Origin of the sequence: Clostridium sp. AF37-5, from assembly GCF_003477605.1 — a bacterium.
Lineage (GTDB): Bacteria > Bacillota > Clostridia > Lachnospirales > Lachnospiraceae > Eubacterium_F.
Window position 1 is genome coordinate 55356 of sequence record NZ_QUDR01000013.1, and the last position, 17729, is coordinate 73084.

Below are 17729 nucleotides of genomic sequence, written 5' to 3' on the forward strand. Positions count from 1 at the left end.
GTTTCTATGTGCTCCTTCTTATGCGTAAGTTCGAATCAGCCAGCGTAAACGCTTCTTGGTCTCTGTAATCAACACCATATTACGTGCCAACGGCTGTCCGCTTCCGCCAGCCCATTGTGCCGCTTCCTTGGCTGCTTCCTTTTCTTTTTTCTTTATCCAGCGAATCTGTTTTTTCTTTAACACTTTTTTCTGCTTTGCCGACAACCCTTTATAAAGCAGTTTGTATACACGATTGAGTTCTTTGTCCCAGATTTTGAATTCTTTGTAAGAATCTTGATTCATTTCAAGCTGCGGACCATCATACTTAAAGTTCTTTTTGCATTTGCGGTATATTTTATTGTAGCTTCGAATCAATGTCACCTGTCTTTTGCTCTGCCTTTTCACCGCCGCCGATGCAGGAACCGCCATAGAAACTGCAGCCGTTGTAATTAACATCGTAAATATCATAACATATGTGATTATTTTTTTCATAAGTCAAGCACTCTCCTTTTTCTATTGATATTTCTTCTTTTATCATAGAATGTTATGTGCGTGACGTCAAGGTCAAGTGTTCTCTGCATGCCAAACGGCAGCCTATTACAGACTGCCGTTTGCTTTCCCTCTCTGTTTGCCTTCGTCTTTCCCTTTCGTGTTTACCCTTGTGTTCACATATCCTCCTGTTATGTCTTTAGCCGTAACACAAATCTTACCCGAACTTTTTACAAATAGCAACCACTTTGGCACAAGCGGTAAAAAAATTACACAAACGGTAAAAATATTCTTTTATGCTTCTTTGTTTTTGTGTCAAAATATGCTACAATAAGGAAAATTTGTAAAACTTTTGGATTATAAGGAGATTAACTTTGAGAATTGCGATTGTGGATGATGATATACAAATGTGTGAACAGTTGCGCACTTTGTTAAATGAATTTCTCGGAGATTCTTCAGAAATATCGGATTATCGAAGTGGCGAAGAGTTTCTGAGTGCTTGGGAGACCGCGGATTTTGACCTTATTATTTTAGATATTTTTATGGACAAACTGACCGGCGTGGATGTTGCCCGTAAAATCAGGGAACGAGACAGCAATGTAAAAATTGTTTTCAGTACAACGAGCAATGAATTTGCCAGTGAAAGTTATGAGGTAAATGCCTGCTATTATCTGCGCAAACCATTTGGGCGCGACAAAGTAAAGGTTATGTTAGACCGGCTTAACCTCGCAGAAATTGAGAAGATGCGTACGGTAAAACTTCCCGATGGCACCAGTGCCATCCTGCGCAATATTATTTATGTTGATTTTTCTTCACACCGGGTCACCCTTCACTGCAAATACGACGTTGACACAATTGTGCGGACTTCTTTTTCCGAAATTGAATCGCTCTTATGTGCCTATCCGTATTTTTCCAGCCCGACAAAAGGTATGTTGATTAATTTTTATGAAGTTGCTTCCCAGACCAATGATGTTTTTGTCATGAGCGATGGAAAAAGTATCCCTATTAGCAGACGTAAATCCAAAGAAGTTTTAGATGCCTATTTTACGTTCCGGTTTGAAATGTTACGAAATGGAGGTGGCAAATGATGCTGTCTTTTTATCGATTGGCGGAAGTCGCCATTTATTCCCTGCTGAATTTTCTTCCTTTTCTTGCCCTGGCACTTTATCCGTTCCGGCACAGTCTTCGTTTTTCGATAAAAACAACGTTTTTTTTGATTGTTCTTGTGACAATTTTGCAGCTTTTTCTCGGTGCATGGGCTGCCTTTGCTCCCGGAAACAACACCGGAACCATCAGTGCAGTAAGCACCATCCTGTATGCTGCTTTTTATTTTCTTGCCATAAAAAAACACTTTGGCAAAACGTTTTTTACACTTTTAATGATTTCAAATCTTGCGAGCCTCGCTGTGATTTCATCAAAGACCATAGAAAATCTTTTCTTCCCTGACCTCGCCGTACAAAGTTACCGCTGGTCTTTTTCTCTCATGCTTGCTGTGGTAGAAATAATTCTTGCTATTCCTCTGTTTTTCTATATGAAAAAAATATATACACCGGCAGTAGAAAAGGAGCCATCCGGCTTTGAGTGGCGGTATTTGTGGGTAATTCCTGCCACCTTTTATGTGATGTGGTATTATGCGTTCTACGGAAATGCTTCCAAATCAAGTCTTGAAATTGCCCTGCGTCCGAAAAACACGATGTTTTTATTTATTATCAATGTCGGTGCCATTTTCATTTACTATGTCGTTACACGCCTGATTTTGGAGCAGACCAAAACCCTCCTGCTGACGGAACGCAACCATGAATTGACCATGCAGACGGTACAATACGAAAATTTGCAAGAGAAAATCACAGAGGTGCGCCGAGCCAAGCACGATGTCCGCCACCATATCACACTTATGCAGGAATACCTGAATACGAGAAACTATACTGCTCTAAGTGAGTATCTAAAACAGTACAGAATGAGTTTACCAGACGATACGCCGGTACAGTTCTGCGCAAATCCTGCCGCCAATGCCGTACTTGTATATTTTGCACAACAGGCCAAAGAGCAGGGTATTACCTATCTCGTAAAAACAGAAATTCCGGAAAAAATCAACATTCCGGAAACCGACATTTCGGTTCTCCTCGGCAACCTGTTGGAAAACGCTGTAGATGCCTGCAAATCGGAACAAACACCGGGCAAAAAAATCATCGTCCGCGCAAATACTGACGGCGGCTCACTCTGTATCACCGTAGATAACACTTTCACCGGAACGCTTGCACATACCCCAGATGGGAATCTTGTTTCCACCAAACATAAAGGACTTGGGCTTGGAACCCGCTCCGTAAAAAATATTGCGAATCAGCATGGCGGCATATGCCGGTTTGAAACGAAGGATGGGATGTTTTACGCTTCTGTGCTGTGCCAGATAGGGGAGTGAGGAGGGCTATCAACTTGAGGCACTTTTATATATCCCACTTTCTTGCTCTCATCAATATAATCAATCGTCCGCATATTATGAAATCTTTCTGCGAGTTTAATAAGAATGGCTTCCTCTGTATTTTTGTGTTCAATCTGTCGGATTATTTTTAATACGCCATTCGGCAACTCATTTGCCAAATTAGTATCATTTCCTTTTTCCTTCACATCACAAAACAATCCTGCCAGAACCGTATCACGCTCAGCACCTAATTCTGCTAACAGTATTGCAACATTTATAGGGTGTGTAACGTATTCCTCTCCCGAATATCTTCTTTTCCCATTATACGCCTTGCATGCCGTCAAATAAACATCATGTAATACCTTATCTTCAATTTCAATATCATTTTTTTCTATCGTTTCTTTTAATACCTCAAATAGCTTTTCTTTAGAGGTTCCTACCTCTGTTGTTTTCAAGAAAATCGGCTCCATATAACTACCTCCTAGACATTTAAATTGTAATTTCATTGCTCTAAGAAGTGATGGTGGGAAACCAAACTCTCTACGAAATGATTGTGTAAAAGCGCTATGTGACTTCCATCCGTATTTCACAGCTACATCAATGAGACGCATTCCGGAACTAATATCATCGCATGATTTAATCAGCCTCCTCCTGCAAATATAATCCATTACCGTTTGATTTGTATAGGATTTGAAAATACGAATAAAATGACATTCGGAATATCCTACTGCATCCGCCAACTGCTTTACACTCAAGTCCTCTTCAAGATGTTCTTCAATATACTGTATGATTTGATTCATAACCATCACCTTCCATTCCACGTGGTAGTTATACTATAAAACAAATTGCTAGCGTTTGCTGTTTCTAAATTGCTGTTTTCATCTAAAATTCTGGCATATTAACAAATACTATTTTTTCTCCATCAGCAATTCCTGCATATATATCATGATTTTTACAGCCAATTTCTAAATAATGTTTTACCACATACTTTGATGTAAATGGCATTTCTAAAGAATTCAATTCTGACAAGTCAAACCACCTGCTGATTCCTTCACTCGAATGAAAATTGACATCAACTTCATCTTTAAGGTCTGCAAAAAAATAATAATTCTGTCTGATTTCTCCGTTACATCTTCGTAATGTTACATACCGCAGTTCCAGATGAGATAAATCTTTTTCCGCAAGTTCTAATTCTTCATTTAATTCCCGCAACACGCATGCTTTTGCATCATTTAATTCTTCCGGTTCAAAATGTCCTCCAGCAGAGCCTATCCACATATCGTTAACAACTCTGCTGCCCTGTCGATACAAAAGCAGCGCCTTATCACCTTTAAAAATGTACAATGATGTCATATTTCTTAGTTTTGCCGTCACACTATCACCCTCCGGTTATTGTCTTTATTACTATTTTTAATTAAAGTAGCATACCAAGCATATTGAGTCAAGAATAAAACTACCTCTACACCAAATATTTTTCCACCAGTTCTTCAACAATCTGAGAATTCAAAACTGTCAACTCTGTTTCAAAAGTAAGTATCAGACGTTCTCCCAGATGAATTCCATTTCTCTGATAAGATTCTATTTTCTTTACAGCAGATTTGGCATACTCCGGTTTGTCCATCATACCTTCATGCTCCCAGTAAATTTCTTTCCGCGTTTTTTTCGATAAAAATGTAAAATCCGGGTATACCGTACCATATCCTTTCAAATATAGGGGTCTTTCATACTGATATAAAATGTTGTTTCTGTAGAAATAATCCGCAAGAATCTTCTCTGACTTTGACCTGACACGCTCACCTTTTTCTGTCACAATTTCAGCGGTTCCCTCGTAAAATTCTTTGCCATGATATTCGCTGTCATACCACCGAACAAGTTCTTTCTCCCATATTGGCTCAATCGGTGTAACCAATAACTGCCTTTGTGTATGCATCGATGTATAAATCTTTTCAATTTCATCATCGGAATAGTCCCTCGTTATCCTTTCTATCTGCCGAAGTCTTGCTTTAGCTTTTTTCAGCACACTCTGATTATACTTCTTTTGAGCAAGCAGCTTTGGCAGTTCGGAATCTATTTTTGAAATATAAGTTCCTTCATTATCTTCTACACAATGGTAATATCGAATCTTATTTTTGTCTTTCGATATCCGCAGATTTCCTTTCGGTACAGATTTCAATTCGTTCTCTACCTTGCTGCAAATCATTTCTAATTCTTTTTGCTCCTTTAATAACAATTTTTTCAATCCTTGCATTTATCCACCTCTTTCATATGACTTTATTTACAAAATACTTAAATCCAGTCAACTGATATATCTATTTTTGTTGACCTTTTCTCGCTTTTCTATTATTTTAGTCAACTATTTTATTAACTAAAATGACTTGTTTGGGAAAAAATATGATTCCAGTCAACCATTTTACATTCAAAAGTTGACCGCTATCGCAAATATGCAATTTTAAGTCACCAATTCCCCCAAAAATGGTTGACCGCCATCGCAAATACTCAAATTCCAGTCACCACATCCATCAAAAATGGTTGACCGTAATACAGAAAATTAGAATCTAAGTCACCTAAGACCAAAATATAGAAAAACACCGGGAACAATTCTGTTCCCGATGTTGTAATAATCTTGTTTCCAAAAACTAACGTTTGGAGAACTGTGGTGCACGACGAGCTTTCTTCAAGCCGTATTTCTTTCTTTCCTTCATACGTGAATCACGAGTAAGGAATCCGGCCTTTTTAAGAATCGGTCTGAAATCAGCATCTGCCTCATTCAAAGCACGAGCGATACCATGACGGATAGCGCCTGCCTGACCTGTGAAACCGCCACCTTTAACAGTAACTTTTACATCGTATTTGTCAGCAGTGTTTGTAGCTTCCAAAGGCTGACGAGCGATGATTTTCAAAGTCTCAAGACCAAAATAATCGTCAATATCTTTTTTATTAATTGTCACTTTACCGGTACCTGGTGTAAGGTATACACGAGCGATACTGGATTTTCTTCTTCCTGTTCCGTAAAATGTTGAACTAGCCAATGTTATCTCTCCTTTCTACACCTCATTAAATGTCCAATGTTTCCGGTTTCTGTGCTGCATGGTTGTGCTCCGGTCCTGCATATACGTGCAGTTTCTTAAGCATCTGGCGTCCCAAAGGTCCCTTTGGAAGCATACCCTTTACAGCGTGAGTAATTACAAATTCCGGTTTCTTCTGCATCATTTCTCTCAATGTAGCTTCTTTCATTCCGCCTACATATTCAGAGTGATGATAGTAAATCTTCTGATCCAGTTTCTTACCTGTAACCTGAATCTTCTCTGCATTTACTACGATTACATAATCGCCTGTGTCAATGTGCGGTGTGTAAGTTGGTTTGTTTTTACCTCTTAATACATTCGCAACTTCTGATGCAAGACGTCCCAAAGTTTTTCCTTCAGCGTCTACAACATACCATTTTCTTTCCACTGTGGATGGACTTGCCATAAAACTTTTCATCCTTGGAATCCTCCTTATTTAGTTCTTGCTTACTAGGTTTTGCAAAACAAAACTGGTTCGGCTGTTTTCCTTGTTACATGCGTATTCTCGTTACCGGGGCATGGAACGACAAAACACGCCATACTCGTATAGTATACGATACCAAAGTGCCTCTGTCAAGATTTTTTTCTTGACGCAGACCATTTCTTAAGGCCATAATAAAAACAGTATAAAAAAATGAAATAAATGCAACACTTTGACACCAAAATCAATCTAATTATTAGCTGTGAGGGATTTCACAGAGAACTGTATACAGTATATTCGCACAAATGTGCAGATTGGAGGCACCCGTGACAAAAACAGACTGGATTTTCGTACAGCAGGCAAAAAAGGGCGATTCCCATGCTTTTGCCAGACTTTACGAAATCTATTACAAAGACTTATACCATTTTGCCCTTTATTATACGAAGGACAGTATAACCGCCGAGGACGCCGTCAGTTCAGCCGTTTTAAAAGCATTTGAGCAATTACATAAACTGCGGAAAAACGATGCGTTCAAGAGCTGGCTGTTCCAGATTACGGCAAACGAATGTAAAAAATTATTAAAACAAAAATCCATTTATTTGAGCGATGCGTCATGGCAGGAACCGGCTGCCGCCGAAGATGGCTACCTGACACCGGAAATTCAGGACGAACTTTCACAGCTAAGTGAGCCGGAACGGCGCGTCATCACCTTATCCGTGTTTGGCGGCTATACCAGCAGAGAAATCGCGGGCATCCTAAAAAAACGGGAAGGCTCCATCCGTTCCATCAAAAGCCGGGCACTTGCAAAACTCCGCGAGAAAAATGCGGACTTATAAACATAAGGAGGTCAATTATGAGCGATAAAAATTTTGAAGAAAAACTCAAACAGCATTGGCGCGAAGAAGCGGATTCCATTCCGGTTCCGGATTCTCTGCACCCTGCAAAAATAGAAGAAATGATAGATAAAAAAATGGAAGTTCCTAAAAAACGCACCCACAAAAAATTGTATGCCGGCATTACTGCGGCAGCTGCTTGTCTTGCGCTTCTTATTGCCGGCACAGCTTATTACTTTAACACCGGACGGCAATCAGAAAAAGGAACCCCTGTTGCCAATTCGAAGCAAACCACCTCGGGCAGACACGAGTTTGTTGGCAATACCAGTTATTCAGAAATTTATGACCTGATTCAAAAATATCATGACAAGCAATCCATGTCCGATATTGCCGCAGAAGATTCAGCATCCACCGGAGCAAAATCCTCGACAGGAGCCGAAGACACAACAGCCACCCCCGACTATTCAGAAACGGATCTTCAGGTAAAAGATGTCATGGAAGGCGACATCGTCAAAACAGACGGTTCCTTTATCTATACCATGTTAAATAACAACAATTGTGCCAAAATCTGCATATATTCTGTGGAGGGAAAAACTATAGAATTAGTTAAGCAATTTACCCTAAAAAAAAGATGGGTAGAGGAATTGTATTTAGAAAACAGTAAATTAATTATACTTTCCTCAGACAGCATTGAAGATAATTCAAATGCCACTTGCGGCGTTGCTGATGATTGCATTACTTTGAATGAAACCACCTATATAGATATTTACGATGTCAGTACACCGCAAAATGCAAAAAAAATCAAAAGCCTGTCGCAAAGCGGAATTTATAAAACTTCCCGCTTTACAAATGGATATCTCTACACTTTTTCTGCCCACTTAATCATGGGTGAATGCAAAAGCGAAAAAAAGATATCTGAATATATACCTTCCGTAAACGGCAAAACAATGAAGGAAAATAAGATACAAAAAATTGTAGATGACCCTGTAAATAGTTATGTTGTCATGACAAGTGTAAATCTTGCCAAACCGGATAATTTCTCCGACACCGCGGCCGTGCTCTCAGATTACACCACATACTACATGAGCACATCCCATTTATACCTTGCCAACACCATTTACGAACAATTTTTATGGAACAGCAGCACAAAAACTGCCATCAGCAAATTTGAATACAAAGACGGCGCATTTTCCTACCAAACAACCAAAAAGGTAAAAGGTCAAATTAATGATTCCTATTATATGCATGAATATAAAGGAAATTTTGCTTTCGTCTACACTGACTGGAGGAACGAAACATCGACCAATGGTATCTGCATTTTAGACAAAAACATGAATACTCTTGGCAAAATCGATAATTTAGGTAACGACGAAACCATTTATGCATCGTATTACATTGGTTCCATGGCATACTTTGTCACCTACCGCCAGACAGATCCGGTATTTGCCGTCGACATCAGCAATCCGAAAAAGCCGGTTGTTAAAGCAAAATTAAAACTGCCGGGCTTCTCCTCTTACCTTCATTCCTTCGGCGAAAACCAACTGATTGGCGTTGGAATGGCAGGTGGTGATGATGACAAAGTAAAAATTTCTCTCTTTGCCTTAGGAGAAAATGGTTCCGTGACCGAACAGACAAAACTGCTCCTGCCAAAATATAGCGAAACGGAAGCAGGCAGTAACCACAAATCGGTTTTCATTGATGAGGAGAGAAAGCTTGTCGGCTTTGCCACGATAGCTGACACCACACTGCGCTACAAGCTCTATCATTTTGATGGAACTGAATTTAAACAGGTATTAAATGTTCCAATTAAGGAAATGTCAAACACACGAGGTATACGAATCGGCAATTACTTCTATATCGTTGACAATGCAAAAAAAATCCATGCTTACGATATGCAAACATGGAAATAAAATCTTTATTTAAGGTACTTCGCGGATTTCTACAAGTACCAATCCTTCCGGCGGGGCCGTAGGCCCCGCTTTTTTACGCTCTCCGGTAGAAAGTGCCTGTTTGACATCCGCTAAGCATCTCCTGCCCTCACCGATTTCAACCAGCGTGCCGGCAATAATCCGAACCATATTATATAAAAAGCCATTCCCGCGCACACGAATTCGAATCACTTCACCGCCATTGCACCCCATTGCCTTTTGCTTATCAAGGGATACCTCGTAAATAGTTCGAACTTTTGATTTCACCTGACTGCCCGCTGAACAAAAGGCTGAAAAATCATGCTCGCCAACAAGAAGTTCTGCCGCCTCTTTCATTGCCTCAAAATCCAAAGGATGATATACATGATACGAATACCGGCTGTATATGGGGAGATTGATTTTCGTATTTAAAATTGTATACTCATACGTTTTTTCTGTATTGCGGTATCTTGGATGATAATCCGATTCCACCTCATCTGACTTTTGCACCCGGATATCTTCCGGCAGATAATGATTGAGACCAATCGCAAATTTTTCCGCCGGAATCCGGCTGTTTGTGTCAAACACAGCGATATTTCCATACGCATGCACACCGGAATCCGTGCGGCTCGCTCCGATTATCTCAATGTCTTCTTTCAGCCATTTTCGCAATGCGTCTGTAAGCGTTCCCTCCACAGTCACCGCATTTTCCTGAATCTGCCACCCACAGTAATTTGTTCCATCATAAGAAACAATCAATCGTATTCTCCGCATTTTCTCCTCCTACCATGGAATAAAATGAGTAATGCCAATCACACAAACCAGATAACCGAGAAGAACCCCATACGAAATCCGGTCAACCGCCCGGTACTTAAGCGGTTTCATCTTTGTACGGCCTTCTCCGCCGTGATAACATCTTGCCTCCATTGCGTTGGCAAGTTCATAAGCACGTCTGGTCGCAGATACTAAAAGCGGCACTAGAATCGATACCATGGCACGCATACGCTGCCACAATCTGCCCTCTTCGAAATCCGCACCGCGTGCACTCTGTGCATTGATAATCCGGTTCGCCTCTTCGAGAAGAATCGGGATAAAACGCAGCGCCAAGGACATCATCATCGCAAAATCGTGAACCGGCACCTTTATCTTTTCTAACGGCTTTAACAATTTTTCTATCGCATCTGTCAACTGGTTTGGCGTCGTCGTATATGTCATCATTGAGGATCCAACAATCAAATAGCTCAAACGCATGGACATAAAGACAGCCTTTCGGATTCCCTGCCACGTAATGGTGATAAATTTCCAGTGAAATACCACATCGCCGCTTGTTCCAAACAAGTTAAACAATGCCGTCACAATAAGCAGAAACAGAATCGGCTTCATACCGCGTACAATGTAGCGGAGCGGGACTTTGGAAAGTACAATCACCGTTCCTAGAAATACGGTAACAACAGCATATCCAACAAAACCGCGAAACAAAAAAAGTGAAATCAAATAAGCAAGTACCCCGACCACTTTCACACGAGGGTCCAGACGGTGAATCACCGACTCTGCCGGATAAAATTGTCCGATTGTCATATCACGTAACATAATTCAATCCCCTTTTCTTATCTTGCCTGTAAAATACTGTCGACTGCTTCCTGCACAGTTATTGCATTGTGCGGCAGCGTAACACCACGCCTTGCCAGTCCTTCCATCACATATGTCACCTGCGGTGCCATCAATCCAATTTTCTCTAACTCTTTATAATGAGAAAATACTTCTCCCGGTGTTGCGTCAAACGCCACCGTTCCGTGATTCATCACAATAAGACGTTCTACATACCTCGCCACATCTTCCATGCTGTGGGACACTAAAATCACCGTCAGATTCCGCTCTTTGTGCAGTTTTGCAACCAAATCAAGAATCTCATCTCTTCCACTTGGATCAAGTCCTGCCGTCGGCTCATCTAAAATCAACACCTCCGGCTCCATTGCCAGAACACCGGCGATGGCTACACGGCGTTTTTGTCCGCCGGACAATTCAAGTGGTGATACATCTAATAAATCCTCACCAATACCTACCTGTTTGAGTGCCTGAAAAGAGTTCATATCGATTTTCAGTGAATCCATACCGATATTCTTTGGTCCAAATTTCACATCATCAATCACCGTACTCTCAAACAGCTGATACTCCGGATATTGAAATACAAGTCCAACTTTACTGCGAAGTTTCTTCTTGGAAAAGTCGCTGTCATTGATGTCCTTTCCATCGTAAAAGACCGCCCCGGAAGTCGGCTTCAAAAGGCCGTTCAAATGTTGGATAAGCGTTGATTTTCCGGAACCGGTATGACCGATCAGACCAATCATTTCGCCTTGTTCAATTTTTATATTCACATCGTGAAGCGCCACTTTTTCTCCGGCACTTCCATCCTCATATCGATGCTCCAATTCATGAATAATAATCGCCATCACAAGTTCCTACTTTCCCAATTGTTTTGCAATCACATCTACCAATTCGTCTGCGGACGTAATTCCAACAGGAATTGTCATCCCCCTCTTTTTCAACTCATGCGCCAAAAGTGTTACCTGCGGCACATCCAGATGATATTTCTGCAGTGTTTCCACCTCGGCAAAAATTTCTTTTGGCTTTCCTTCCATCACGATTTCGCCCTTATTCATCACAATTACCTTGTCTGCCTCGGTAACTTCTTCCATGTAGTGCGTAATCCACAAAATCGTAATATGTTCTTCCTTATTTAATGTCTTTACGGCGTCTAACACTTCTCTTCGCCCAACCGGGTCAAGCATTGCCGTCGACTCATCTAATACAATACATTTCGGATGCATTGCCAGAATACCGGCAATTGCTACCCGCTGTTTCTGTCCACCGGACAAATGATTCGGGGACGATTTTCTTTCGTGAAGCATCCCTACTTTTTTTAGGGATTCCTCGACACGCTCCCAGATTTTTTTAGTCGGTACACCGATATTCTCCGGTCCAAACCCAACATCTTCTTCGACAACATTCTGCACAATTTGGTTGTCCGGATTCTGGAACACCATGCCGGCCCTTTTTCTAATTTCCCAAACCATATCCTTTTCTGAAGTGTCAATGCCATCCACATACATCGTTCCTTCTTCCGGAACTAAAAGGGCATTGATATGTCTGGCAAGCGTGGATTTACCGGAGCCATTATGCCCCAGTATCGCAACAAACTCGCCCGTTTTCACTTCAAAGGAGACATCGTTGACAGCAGTTTCCACAGCTATCACATTATCTTCTCCATCCCGCCGGATGTAATCAAACTTAATATGCTCTGCACGAATCAATAGTTTGTCTCCTTTCAAATTTCTCCATATGCACAAAAGGGACTGTCCGAAGGCAGTCCCCATATTTGCAGTATCTTTATACTAACTCGATTACAACTTCCATTGCAGCATCACCTTTACGTGGTCCAATCTTAATGATTCTTGTATAACCACCGTTGCGGTCTGCATACTTAGGAGCAATCTCGTCAAACAGAAGATTTGTAATATCTACTTCTTTTGTTGCTTTTTTCTTACCGGCAGTTTCTGTAGGAACTTCGGTAATTGTGTAAAGCATCTTCTTCATCTGACGTCTTGCATGAAGTCTGGAAGGATTGTCTTTCTTGATTTCCTTGTCTACAGTATCGTAAACAGTTACTTTCTTTCCGTCAACCACTTCTTTGACTCTCTTGCCATCTTTATCTTTCTGAGCAACTTTTGCTTTTACAGTAACAGTTTCATAATTATCTTTCTCTTTTACTGCCATCGCAATAAGCTTTTCAGCAATTTTACGAATTTCTTTTGCTTTCGCTTCCGTTGTAACAATCTTGCCATGATACAACAAGTTGGTTACCTGATTTCTCAGCAAAGCTTTTCTCTGGCTGGATGTTCTTCCAAGTTTTCTGTAGCCTGCCATGATATTTCCTCCTTGTTAATACTATTATTCAGATTCACCTGTACTGAGAGACAATCCAAGTTCTTTCAACTTAGCAAGTACTTCCTCAAGGGATTTACGACCCAAGTTACGAACTTTCATCATATCCTCAGCAGTCTTATTCGTCAACTCTTCTACTGTGTTGATTCCTGCTCTCTTCAAGCAGTTGTAAGAACGTACAGACAATTCCAGTTCGTCAATGTTCATATCCATAACTTTCTGGGAATCATCTTCCTCTTTCTCGACAATTACTTCAGCCATTTTCGCTTTCTCGGAAAGGTCGATGAAAGAATTCAAATGCTCACTCAACACTTTAGCAGCAAGGCTGACAGCCTCATCCGGCTCCAATGTACCGTTTGTAAATACATCTAATGTCAGCTTATCAAAGTCAGTAATCTGACCCACACGAGTATTCTCAATTTTGATATTTACTCGCTCAATCGGTGTGTAAATAGAATCAATCGGAATTACATCAATTGGCATGTCATCCCTTTTATTTCTATCCGAACTTACATATCCACGACCACTTGTTACTGTCATTTCAATGTAAAGTTTGCTGTCGGCACCGCCGTTTAATGTAGCAATGACCTGGTCGGAATTAACAATTTCGATATCCGAGTCACACTTGATATCCGCTGCGGTCACAACACCCTCACCGGTTGCATCAATATACATCATCTTAGGAGTGTTCAAATCCTCGCTGTTATTCTTAATTGCAAGGTTTTTAATGTTCATTACAATTTCTGTAACGTCTTCTTTTACTCCCGGAATTCCGCTGAACTCATGTACCACACCATCAATCTTAATCTGGCTCACTGCGGAACCTGGTAAAGATGAAAGCATGATTCGTCTCAAAGAATTACCCAAAGTAGTTCCGTATCCTCTTTCAAGTGGTTCTACTACAAAACGTCCATATTTTTTATCTTCCGAAATTTCGGCAATTTCAATTCTAGGCTTTTCAAAATCAAACACTACTGGACCCTCCTTTTGGGTTTACTTAATTACTTAGAGTACAACTCGACAATAAGCACATCGTTTACCGGTACATCAATCTCTGCTCTTGTAGGGATTGCTTTAACAGTTCCCGACAGAGCCTCATGATCAGCCTCCAGCCAAGCAGGAACTAATCTAGCGCCTGTTACTTCAAGGATGTCTTTATATCTCTGAGCTCCTTTGAATTTCTCTTTAATCTCAATTACATCGCCAGCTTTCAACTGATAAGATGGGATGTTTACTGTTTTACCATTTACAAGTACATGTTTATGGTCAACAATCTGGCGGGCTTCTTTTCTTGTACGTCCGTATCCCAAACGGAACATAACGTTATCAAGTCTCAGCTCCAAAAGAATCATCAGGTTATCACCTGTTGTTCCATATTTCAACTTCTGTGCGCGCGCAAAATAGTTACGGAAAGGTTTCTCCAAAACTCCGTAGATGAATTTTGCTTTCTGTTTCTCACGCAGCTGCTGTCCATATTCACTTAATTTCTTTCCGGTTCTAGCATTTCTCTTGGATTTCTTGTCAATTCCCAAATATACTGGGTCAAGATCAAGAGATCTACATCTTTTCAGAACAGGTGTCATATCTCTAGCCATTCTAATTTCCTCCTAAAATTCTTGATTATACTCTTCTACGTTTTGGTGGTCTACAACCATTATGTGGAACCGGTGTAACATCCTGAATACTTGTTACTTCAATACCGCATGCCTGAATCGCACGGATCGCTGCTTCACGACCAGTACCCGGTCCTTTAACCATTACTTCTACTGATTTCAATCCATGAGGCAACGCAGCCTTTGCTGCTGTCTCTGCTGCCATCTGAGCTGCATATGGAGTGGATTTCTTAGAACCTCTGAATCCAAGTCCACCTGCGCTTGCCCAAGAGATAGCATTACCCTGCATATCTGTCAGTGTTACGATTGTATTATTAAAAGATGACTGAATATGTGCCTGTCCGCGGTCAATATTCTTTTTGACACGCTTTTTTGTCACTTTTTTTGCAGTTTGTTTAGCCACTGTCTTACCCTCCTATATTATTTCTTCTTGTTTGCTACTGTACGTTTAGGACCTTTTCTTGTTCTTGCGTTAGTCTTTGTCTTCTGACCACGAACCGGAAGTCCCTTTCTGTGACGAATACCTCTGTAGCATCCAATTTCCTGTAATCTCTTGATGTTAAGCGCAACTTCTCTACGAAGATCACCCTCAACAGTCTGTGTACGGTCGATGACATCACGAATCTTCGATACATCCTCATCTGTCAAATCTTTACAACGGATGTCCGGGTCAACATTTGCCTCAGCCAGAATTCTCTTAGAACTGGCAACACCGATGCCGTAAATATAGGTAAGACCTATTTCAACACGTTTTTCTCTTGGTAAATCTACACCACTGATACGAGCCATGTGTGCTTTGCACCTCCATTAATCTTTTTTTGTTTTTTTCTGGAAAATGTCATGCATTTTCCGTTTCCCGGATGCTTCTGCATCCTTCGCGTGCCTGTCCTTTGCAGACACCTTGCAGCCGCTTTAAATCACAACAACAATACAATGTAAGAACCTTTTTTATCTCTCTGCCAAACCTAAGCATTCTTAAAACAAAAAAGGAGAACAAAGTACTGCTTACCGTTGCAATATCACAACATCGATAACGAATGGGGCCAGCCATTCTATGACGGTTGATGTTGTAACACAGAAAGCAAGAACTGGAATTTATAAACACGAAAACAACCCAAAGAGATTTCTTTAGGTATTCGATATATTCCTTATCCCTGTCTTTGTTTGTGTTTTGGATTCTCACAGATTACTCTGATACGACCCTTTCTTTTAATGACTTTGCATTTTTCGCAAATCGGTTTTACTGATGATCTTACTTTCACAGTAATACCCTCCTTTCAAAAAAGTCCGCTTACAAGTATAACATATGATTTTTCAAATTGCAAGCGGTATTTACAAAAAATTGGACTAGCCAATTATTTGTCACGCCAAACAATTCTTCCCTTTGTTAAATCATATGGGGACAACTCAAGTGTTACTTTGTCGCCTGGAAGAATGCGGATGTAATTCATACGAAGTTTTCCGCTGATATGAGCCAATACTTTATGCCCATTTTCCAACTCTACCTGAAACATTGCGTTTGGTAATTTTTCAATAACTGTTCCCTCAATTTCAATAACGTCTGCTTTTGACATTCTTTACCTCCTAATTCAATGACAAAATCTCTGGTTCACCGTCTGTGACCAATATCGTATTCTCATAATGTGCTGCATTGGAACCATCCTGTGTCACGATAGTCCAGTCATCTTCTAACATCCATACATCATAACTGCCTGCATTAACCATCGGCTCTATCGCCAGTGTCATGCCTGCTTTTAACCGGATACCTCTTCCAAATCTCGGTTTAAAATTTGGAATTTCCGGTTCCTCATGCATCTCTGTTCCAATTCCATGTCCTACTAAATCGCGGACAACCGAAAATCCCTGACTCTCCACATACCTCTGAATTGCTGTGGAAATATCGTACAAACGATTTCCTGCTTTAGCAAAAGCAATTCCCCGAAAAAAACTTTCTTTTGTCACTTCAATCAATCGCTTTGCCTCAGCATCAATTGTTCCAACACCGTGAGTTCTTGCCGCATCGGACTGATACCCTTTGTAAATTACGCCGGCATCCAGACTCACAATATCTCCATCGAATAAATGATGTTCTTTCGATGGAATACCATGCACCACCTCATCATTAATTGACACACAGATTGAGGCAGGATACCCCTCGTATCCTTTAAAGGAAGGAATGCAGCCGGCATTACGGATAAGTTCTTCCCCTTTTCTGTCAATCTCAAGTGAAGTAATTCCCGGCGCAATGATTTCTGCCAGTTTTTCATGTACTTCGGCTAAGATTTTGCCTGCATCACGCATACACTGAATTTCCTCTTTCGACTTAATGGTTACTGCCATTGTCTGCCTCCATTTCTCTGCTTGCCTATGAAACCTTTTTAACCAAGAATTTTGGTAATCTCCGCGAATACATCCTCTAAGTCAATCGTTCCATCTACTTCTTTCAAAATACCCTCTTTGGTATAATAGTCAATCAATGGTTGAGTCTGTTCATGATAAACACGCAATCTCTGCTCTACGGTTTCCGGTTTGTCATCGTCGCGAAGAATCAATTCGCCACCGCATGCGTCACAAACACCTTCGACCTTTGTCGGATTATACTTAATATGATATGTGCCGCCACAGCTTACGCATGCACGTCTTCCCGACATACGGCGCACAATATTCTCATCCGGCACATCAACATCAATCGCATAATCCAGTTTCTCGCCAATTTTACTAAGTGCTTCTGTCAAAGCCTCAGCCTGCGGAATTGTTCTCGGAAATCCATCCAGAACATATCCCTTTTTTGCATCATCCTGAGCCAGTCTGTCAACAACAAGATCTACGACAAGCTCATCCGGAACTAAAAGTCCTTTGTCCATATATTCTTTTGCTTTTTGCCCCAATGGCGTATTTTCCTTGATATTAGCACGGAAAATATCACCGGTAGAAATATGAGGAACACCATATTTTTCAGAAATCATTTTCGCCTGGGTTCCTTTTCCGGCACCCGGAGCCCCTAACATAACAATTTTCATGACTTTATATCCTTTCCAATCATAGGCTAAAACGGCGCCAA

At 40.8% G+C, this 17729-nt stretch carries 23 protein-coding genes; 4 read left to right on the forward strand and 19 right to left on the reverse strand.

What is annotated here, in order from left to right:
* Positions 1–18 precede the first annotated feature (18 nt).
* The gene (locus DW019_RS09345; RefSeq protein WP_118443201.1) at positions 19–471 is read right to left on the reverse strand and encodes a lysozyme inhibitor LprI family protein; all 453 of its coding nucleotides are present in this window, start codon (positions 469–471) and stop codon (positions 19–21) included.
* Positions 472–842: 371 nt separating this feature from the next.
* Between DW019_RS09345 and DW019_RS09350 the strand changes: the two genes are divergently transcribed.
* Positions 843–1556: a LytTR family DNA-binding domain-containing protein gene (locus DW019_RS09350; RefSeq protein ID WP_118443202.1), complete on the forward strand. Its 714-nt coding sequence runs from the start codon at positions 843–845 to the stop codon at positions 1554–1556.
* Positions 1553–2887 (forward strand): sensor histidine kinase, encoded by a 1335-nt coding sequence (locus DW019_RS09355; protein ID WP_243024137.1) that lies wholly within the window; start codon positions 1553–1555, stop codon positions 2885–2887. The genes DW019_RS09350 and DW019_RS09355 overlap by 4 nt, the downstream gene beginning before the upstream one ends.
* Here DW019_RS09355 and DW019_RS09360 read toward each other — a convergent pair.
* From DW019_RS09360 to rplM, 5 genes are all read right to left on the reverse strand, one after another.
* The gene (locus tag DW019_RS09360; RefSeq protein WP_182431083.1) at positions 2854–3687 is read right to left on the reverse strand and encodes an AraC family transcriptional regulator; all 834 of its coding nucleotides are present in this window, start codon (positions 3685–3687) and stop codon (positions 2854–2856) included. The genes DW019_RS09355 and DW019_RS09360 overlap by 34 nt on opposite strands.
* An 82-nt stretch (positions 3688–3769) precedes the next feature.
* Positions 3770–4261: an NUDIX domain-containing protein gene (locus tag DW019_RS09365; protein ID WP_022377260.1), complete on the reverse strand. Its 492-nt coding sequence runs from the start codon at positions 4259–4261 to the stop codon at positions 3770–3772.
* An 85-nt stretch (positions 4262–4346) separates the two neighbouring features.
* A complete protein-coding gene (locus DW019_RS09370; protein WP_118443204.1) occupies positions 4347–5135 on the reverse strand; it encodes a hypothetical protein in 789 nt (262 codons plus the stop codon).
* A gap of 388 nt (positions 5136–5523) precedes the next feature.
* The gene (gene rpsI, locus DW019_RS09375; RefSeq protein WP_022377258.1) at positions 5524–5916 is read right to left on the reverse strand and encodes a 30S ribosomal protein S9; all 393 of its coding nucleotides are present in this window, start codon (positions 5914–5916) and stop codon (positions 5524–5526) included.
* Between the two features lie 25 nt (positions 5917–5941).
* Positions 5942–6370, reverse strand: a complete 429-nt coding sequence (gene rplM, locus DW019_RS09380; protein ID WP_022377257.1) for a 50S ribosomal protein L13 — start codon at positions 6368–6370, stop codon at positions 5942–5944.
* Positions 6371–6699: 329 nt separating this feature from the next.
* Here rplM and DW019_RS09385 point away from each other — a divergent pair, with 329 nt between their 5' ends.
* Complete coding sequence (locus DW019_RS09385) at positions 6700–7209, forward strand: RNA polymerase sigma factor (protein WP_022377256.1); 510 nt, start codon at positions 6700–6702, stop codon at positions 7207–7209.
* Positions 7210–7226: 17 nt separating this feature from the next.
* Positions 7227–9116 (forward strand): beta-propeller domain-containing protein, encoded by a 1890-nt coding sequence (locus tag DW019_RS09390; RefSeq protein WP_118443205.1) that lies wholly within the window; start codon positions 7227–7229, stop codon positions 9114–9116.
* A 9-nt stretch (positions 9117–9125) separates the two neighbouring features.
* Here DW019_RS09390 and truA read toward each other — a convergent pair whose 3' ends face one another.
* The 13 genes from truA to DW019_RS09455 form a co-directional block, all read right to left on the reverse strand.
* Positions 9126–9887, reverse strand: a complete 762-nt coding sequence (gene truA, locus DW019_RS09395; RefSeq protein WP_118443206.1) for a tRNA pseudouridine(38-40) synthase TruA — start codon at positions 9885–9887, stop codon at positions 9126–9128.
* A 9-nt stretch (positions 9888–9896) separates the two neighbouring features.
* The gene (locus tag DW019_RS09400; RefSeq protein WP_117478719.1) at positions 9897–10703 is read right to left on the reverse strand and encodes an energy-coupling factor transporter transmembrane component T; all 807 of its coding nucleotides are present in this window, start codon (positions 10701–10703) and stop codon (positions 9897–9899) included.
* A gap of 17 nt (positions 10704–10720) precedes the next feature.
* Entirely contained in the window at positions 10721–11563 is an 843-nt protein-coding gene (locus DW019_RS09405; RefSeq protein WP_022377252.1) for an energy-coupling factor transporter ATPase, read from the reverse strand.
* Between the two features lie 9 nt (positions 11564–11572).
* Entirely contained in the window at positions 11573–12424 is an 852-nt protein-coding gene (locus tag DW019_RS09410) for an energy-coupling factor transporter ATPase (RefSeq protein WP_243024138.1), read from the reverse strand.
* A 76-nt stretch (positions 12425–12500) separates the two neighbouring features.
* Positions 12501–13037: a L17 family ribosomal protein gene (locus tag DW019_RS09415; RefSeq protein ID WP_022377250.1), complete on the reverse strand. Its 537-nt coding sequence runs from the start codon at positions 13035–13037 to the stop codon at positions 12501–12503.
* Positions 13038–13061: 24 nt separating this feature from the next.
* A complete protein-coding gene (locus DW019_RS09420) occupies positions 13062–14027 on the reverse strand; it encodes a DNA-directed RNA polymerase subunit alpha (RefSeq protein ID WP_117478716.1) in 966 nt (321 codons plus the stop codon).
* Between the two features lie 29 nt (positions 14028–14056).
* A complete protein-coding gene (gene rpsD, locus DW019_RS09425) occupies positions 14057–14650 on the reverse strand; it encodes a 30S ribosomal protein S4 (protein WP_022377248.1) in 594 nt (197 codons plus the stop codon).
* Positions 14651–14675: 25 nt separating this feature from the next.
* Complete coding sequence (gene rpsK, locus DW019_RS09430) at positions 14676–15071, reverse strand: 30S ribosomal protein S11 (RefSeq protein WP_022377247.1); 396 nt, start codon at positions 15069–15071, stop codon at positions 14676–14678.
* Between the two features lie 17 nt (positions 15072–15088).
* Positions 15089–15457 (reverse strand): 30S ribosomal protein S13, encoded by a 369-nt coding sequence (rpsM, locus tag DW019_RS09435; protein WP_022377246.1) that lies wholly within the window; start codon positions 15455–15457, stop codon positions 15089–15091.
* Positions 15458–15816: 359 nt separating this feature from the next.
* Positions 15817–15930, reverse strand: a complete 114-nt coding sequence (rpmJ, locus tag DW019_RS09440) for a 50S ribosomal protein L36 (RefSeq protein ID WP_117478715.1) — start codon at positions 15928–15930, stop codon at positions 15817–15819.
* Between the two features lie 93 nt (positions 15931–16023).
* Complete coding sequence (infA, locus tag DW019_RS09445; protein WP_022377245.1) at positions 16024–16242, reverse strand: translation initiation factor IF-1; 219 nt, start codon at positions 16240–16242, stop codon at positions 16024–16026.
* 10 nt (positions 16243–16252) lie between these two features.
* Positions 16253–17008 carry a type I methionyl aminopeptidase gene (map, locus tag DW019_RS09450; RefSeq protein WP_118443208.1) on the reverse strand — a complete coding sequence of 252 codons (756 nt, stop codon included), beginning with the start codon at positions 17006–17008 and terminating at the stop codon, positions 16253–16255.
* Between the two features lie 38 nt (positions 17009–17046).
* The gene (locus DW019_RS09455; protein ID WP_022377243.1) at positions 17047–17688 is read right to left on the reverse strand and encodes an adenylate kinase; all 642 of its coding nucleotides are present in this window, start codon (positions 17686–17688) and stop codon (positions 17047–17049) included.
* Positions 17689–17729: the final 41 nt, after the last annotated feature.

Excerpts from the sequence above, each read along its gene's own strand:
- DW019_RS09345 (WP_118443201.1), bottom strand. The coding sequence starts at position 471 with ATGAAAAAAATAATCACATATGTTATGATATTTACGATGTTAATTACA.
- DW019_RS09355 (WP_243024137.1), top strand. The coding sequence starts at position 1,553 with ATGATGCTGTCTTTTTATCGATTGGCGGAAGTCGCCATTTATTCCCTG.
- DW019_RS09360 (WP_182431083.1), bottom strand. The coding sequence starts at position 3,687 with ATGAATCAAATCATACAGTATATTGAAGAACATCTTGAAGAGGACTTG.
- DW019_RS09370 (WP_118443204.1), bottom strand. The coding sequence starts at position 5,135 with ATGCAAGGATTGAAAAAATTGTTATTAAAGGAGCAAAAAGAATTAGAA.
- rplM (WP_022377257.1), bottom strand. The coding sequence starts at position 6,370 with ATGAAAAGTTTTATGGCAAGTCCATCCACAGTGGAAAGAAAATGGTAT.
- DW019_RS09390 (WP_118443205.1), top strand. The coding sequence starts at position 7,227 with ATGAGCGATAAAAATTTTGAAGAAAAACTCAAACAGCATTGGCGCGAA.
- truA (WP_118443206.1), bottom strand. The coding sequence starts at position 9,887 with ATGCGGAGAATACGATTGATTGTTTCTTATGATGGAACAAATTACTGT.
- DW019_RS09400 (WP_117478719.1), bottom strand. The coding sequence starts at position 10,703 with ATGTTACGTGATATGACAATCGGACAATTTTATCCGGCAGAGTCGGTG.
- DW019_RS09405 (WP_022377252.1), bottom strand. The coding sequence starts at position 11,563 with ATGGCGATTATTATTCATGAATTGGAGCATCGATATGAGGATGGAAGT.
- DW019_RS09415 (WP_022377250.1), bottom strand. The coding sequence starts at position 13,037 with ATGGCAGGCTACAGAAAACTTGGAAGAACATCCAGCCAGAGAAAAGCT.
- rpsD (WP_022377248.1), bottom strand. The coding sequence starts at position 14,650 with ATGGCTAGAGATATGACACCTGTTCTGAAAAGATGTAGATCTCTTGAT.
- rpsM (WP_022377246.1), bottom strand. The coding sequence starts at position 15,457 with ATGGCTCGTATCAGTGGTGTAGATTTACCAAGAGAAAAACGTGTTGAA.
- infA (WP_022377245.1), bottom strand. The coding sequence starts at position 16,242 with ATGTCAAAAGCAGACGTTATTGAAATTGAGGGAACAGTTATTGAAAAA.
- map (WP_118443208.1), bottom strand. The coding sequence starts at position 17,008 with ATGGCAGTAACCATTAAGTCGAAAGAGGAAATTCAGTGTATGCGTGAT.
- DW019_RS09455 (WP_022377243.1), bottom strand. The coding sequence starts at position 17,688 with ATGAAAATTGTTATGTTAGGGGCTCCGGGTGCCGGAAAAGGAACCCAG.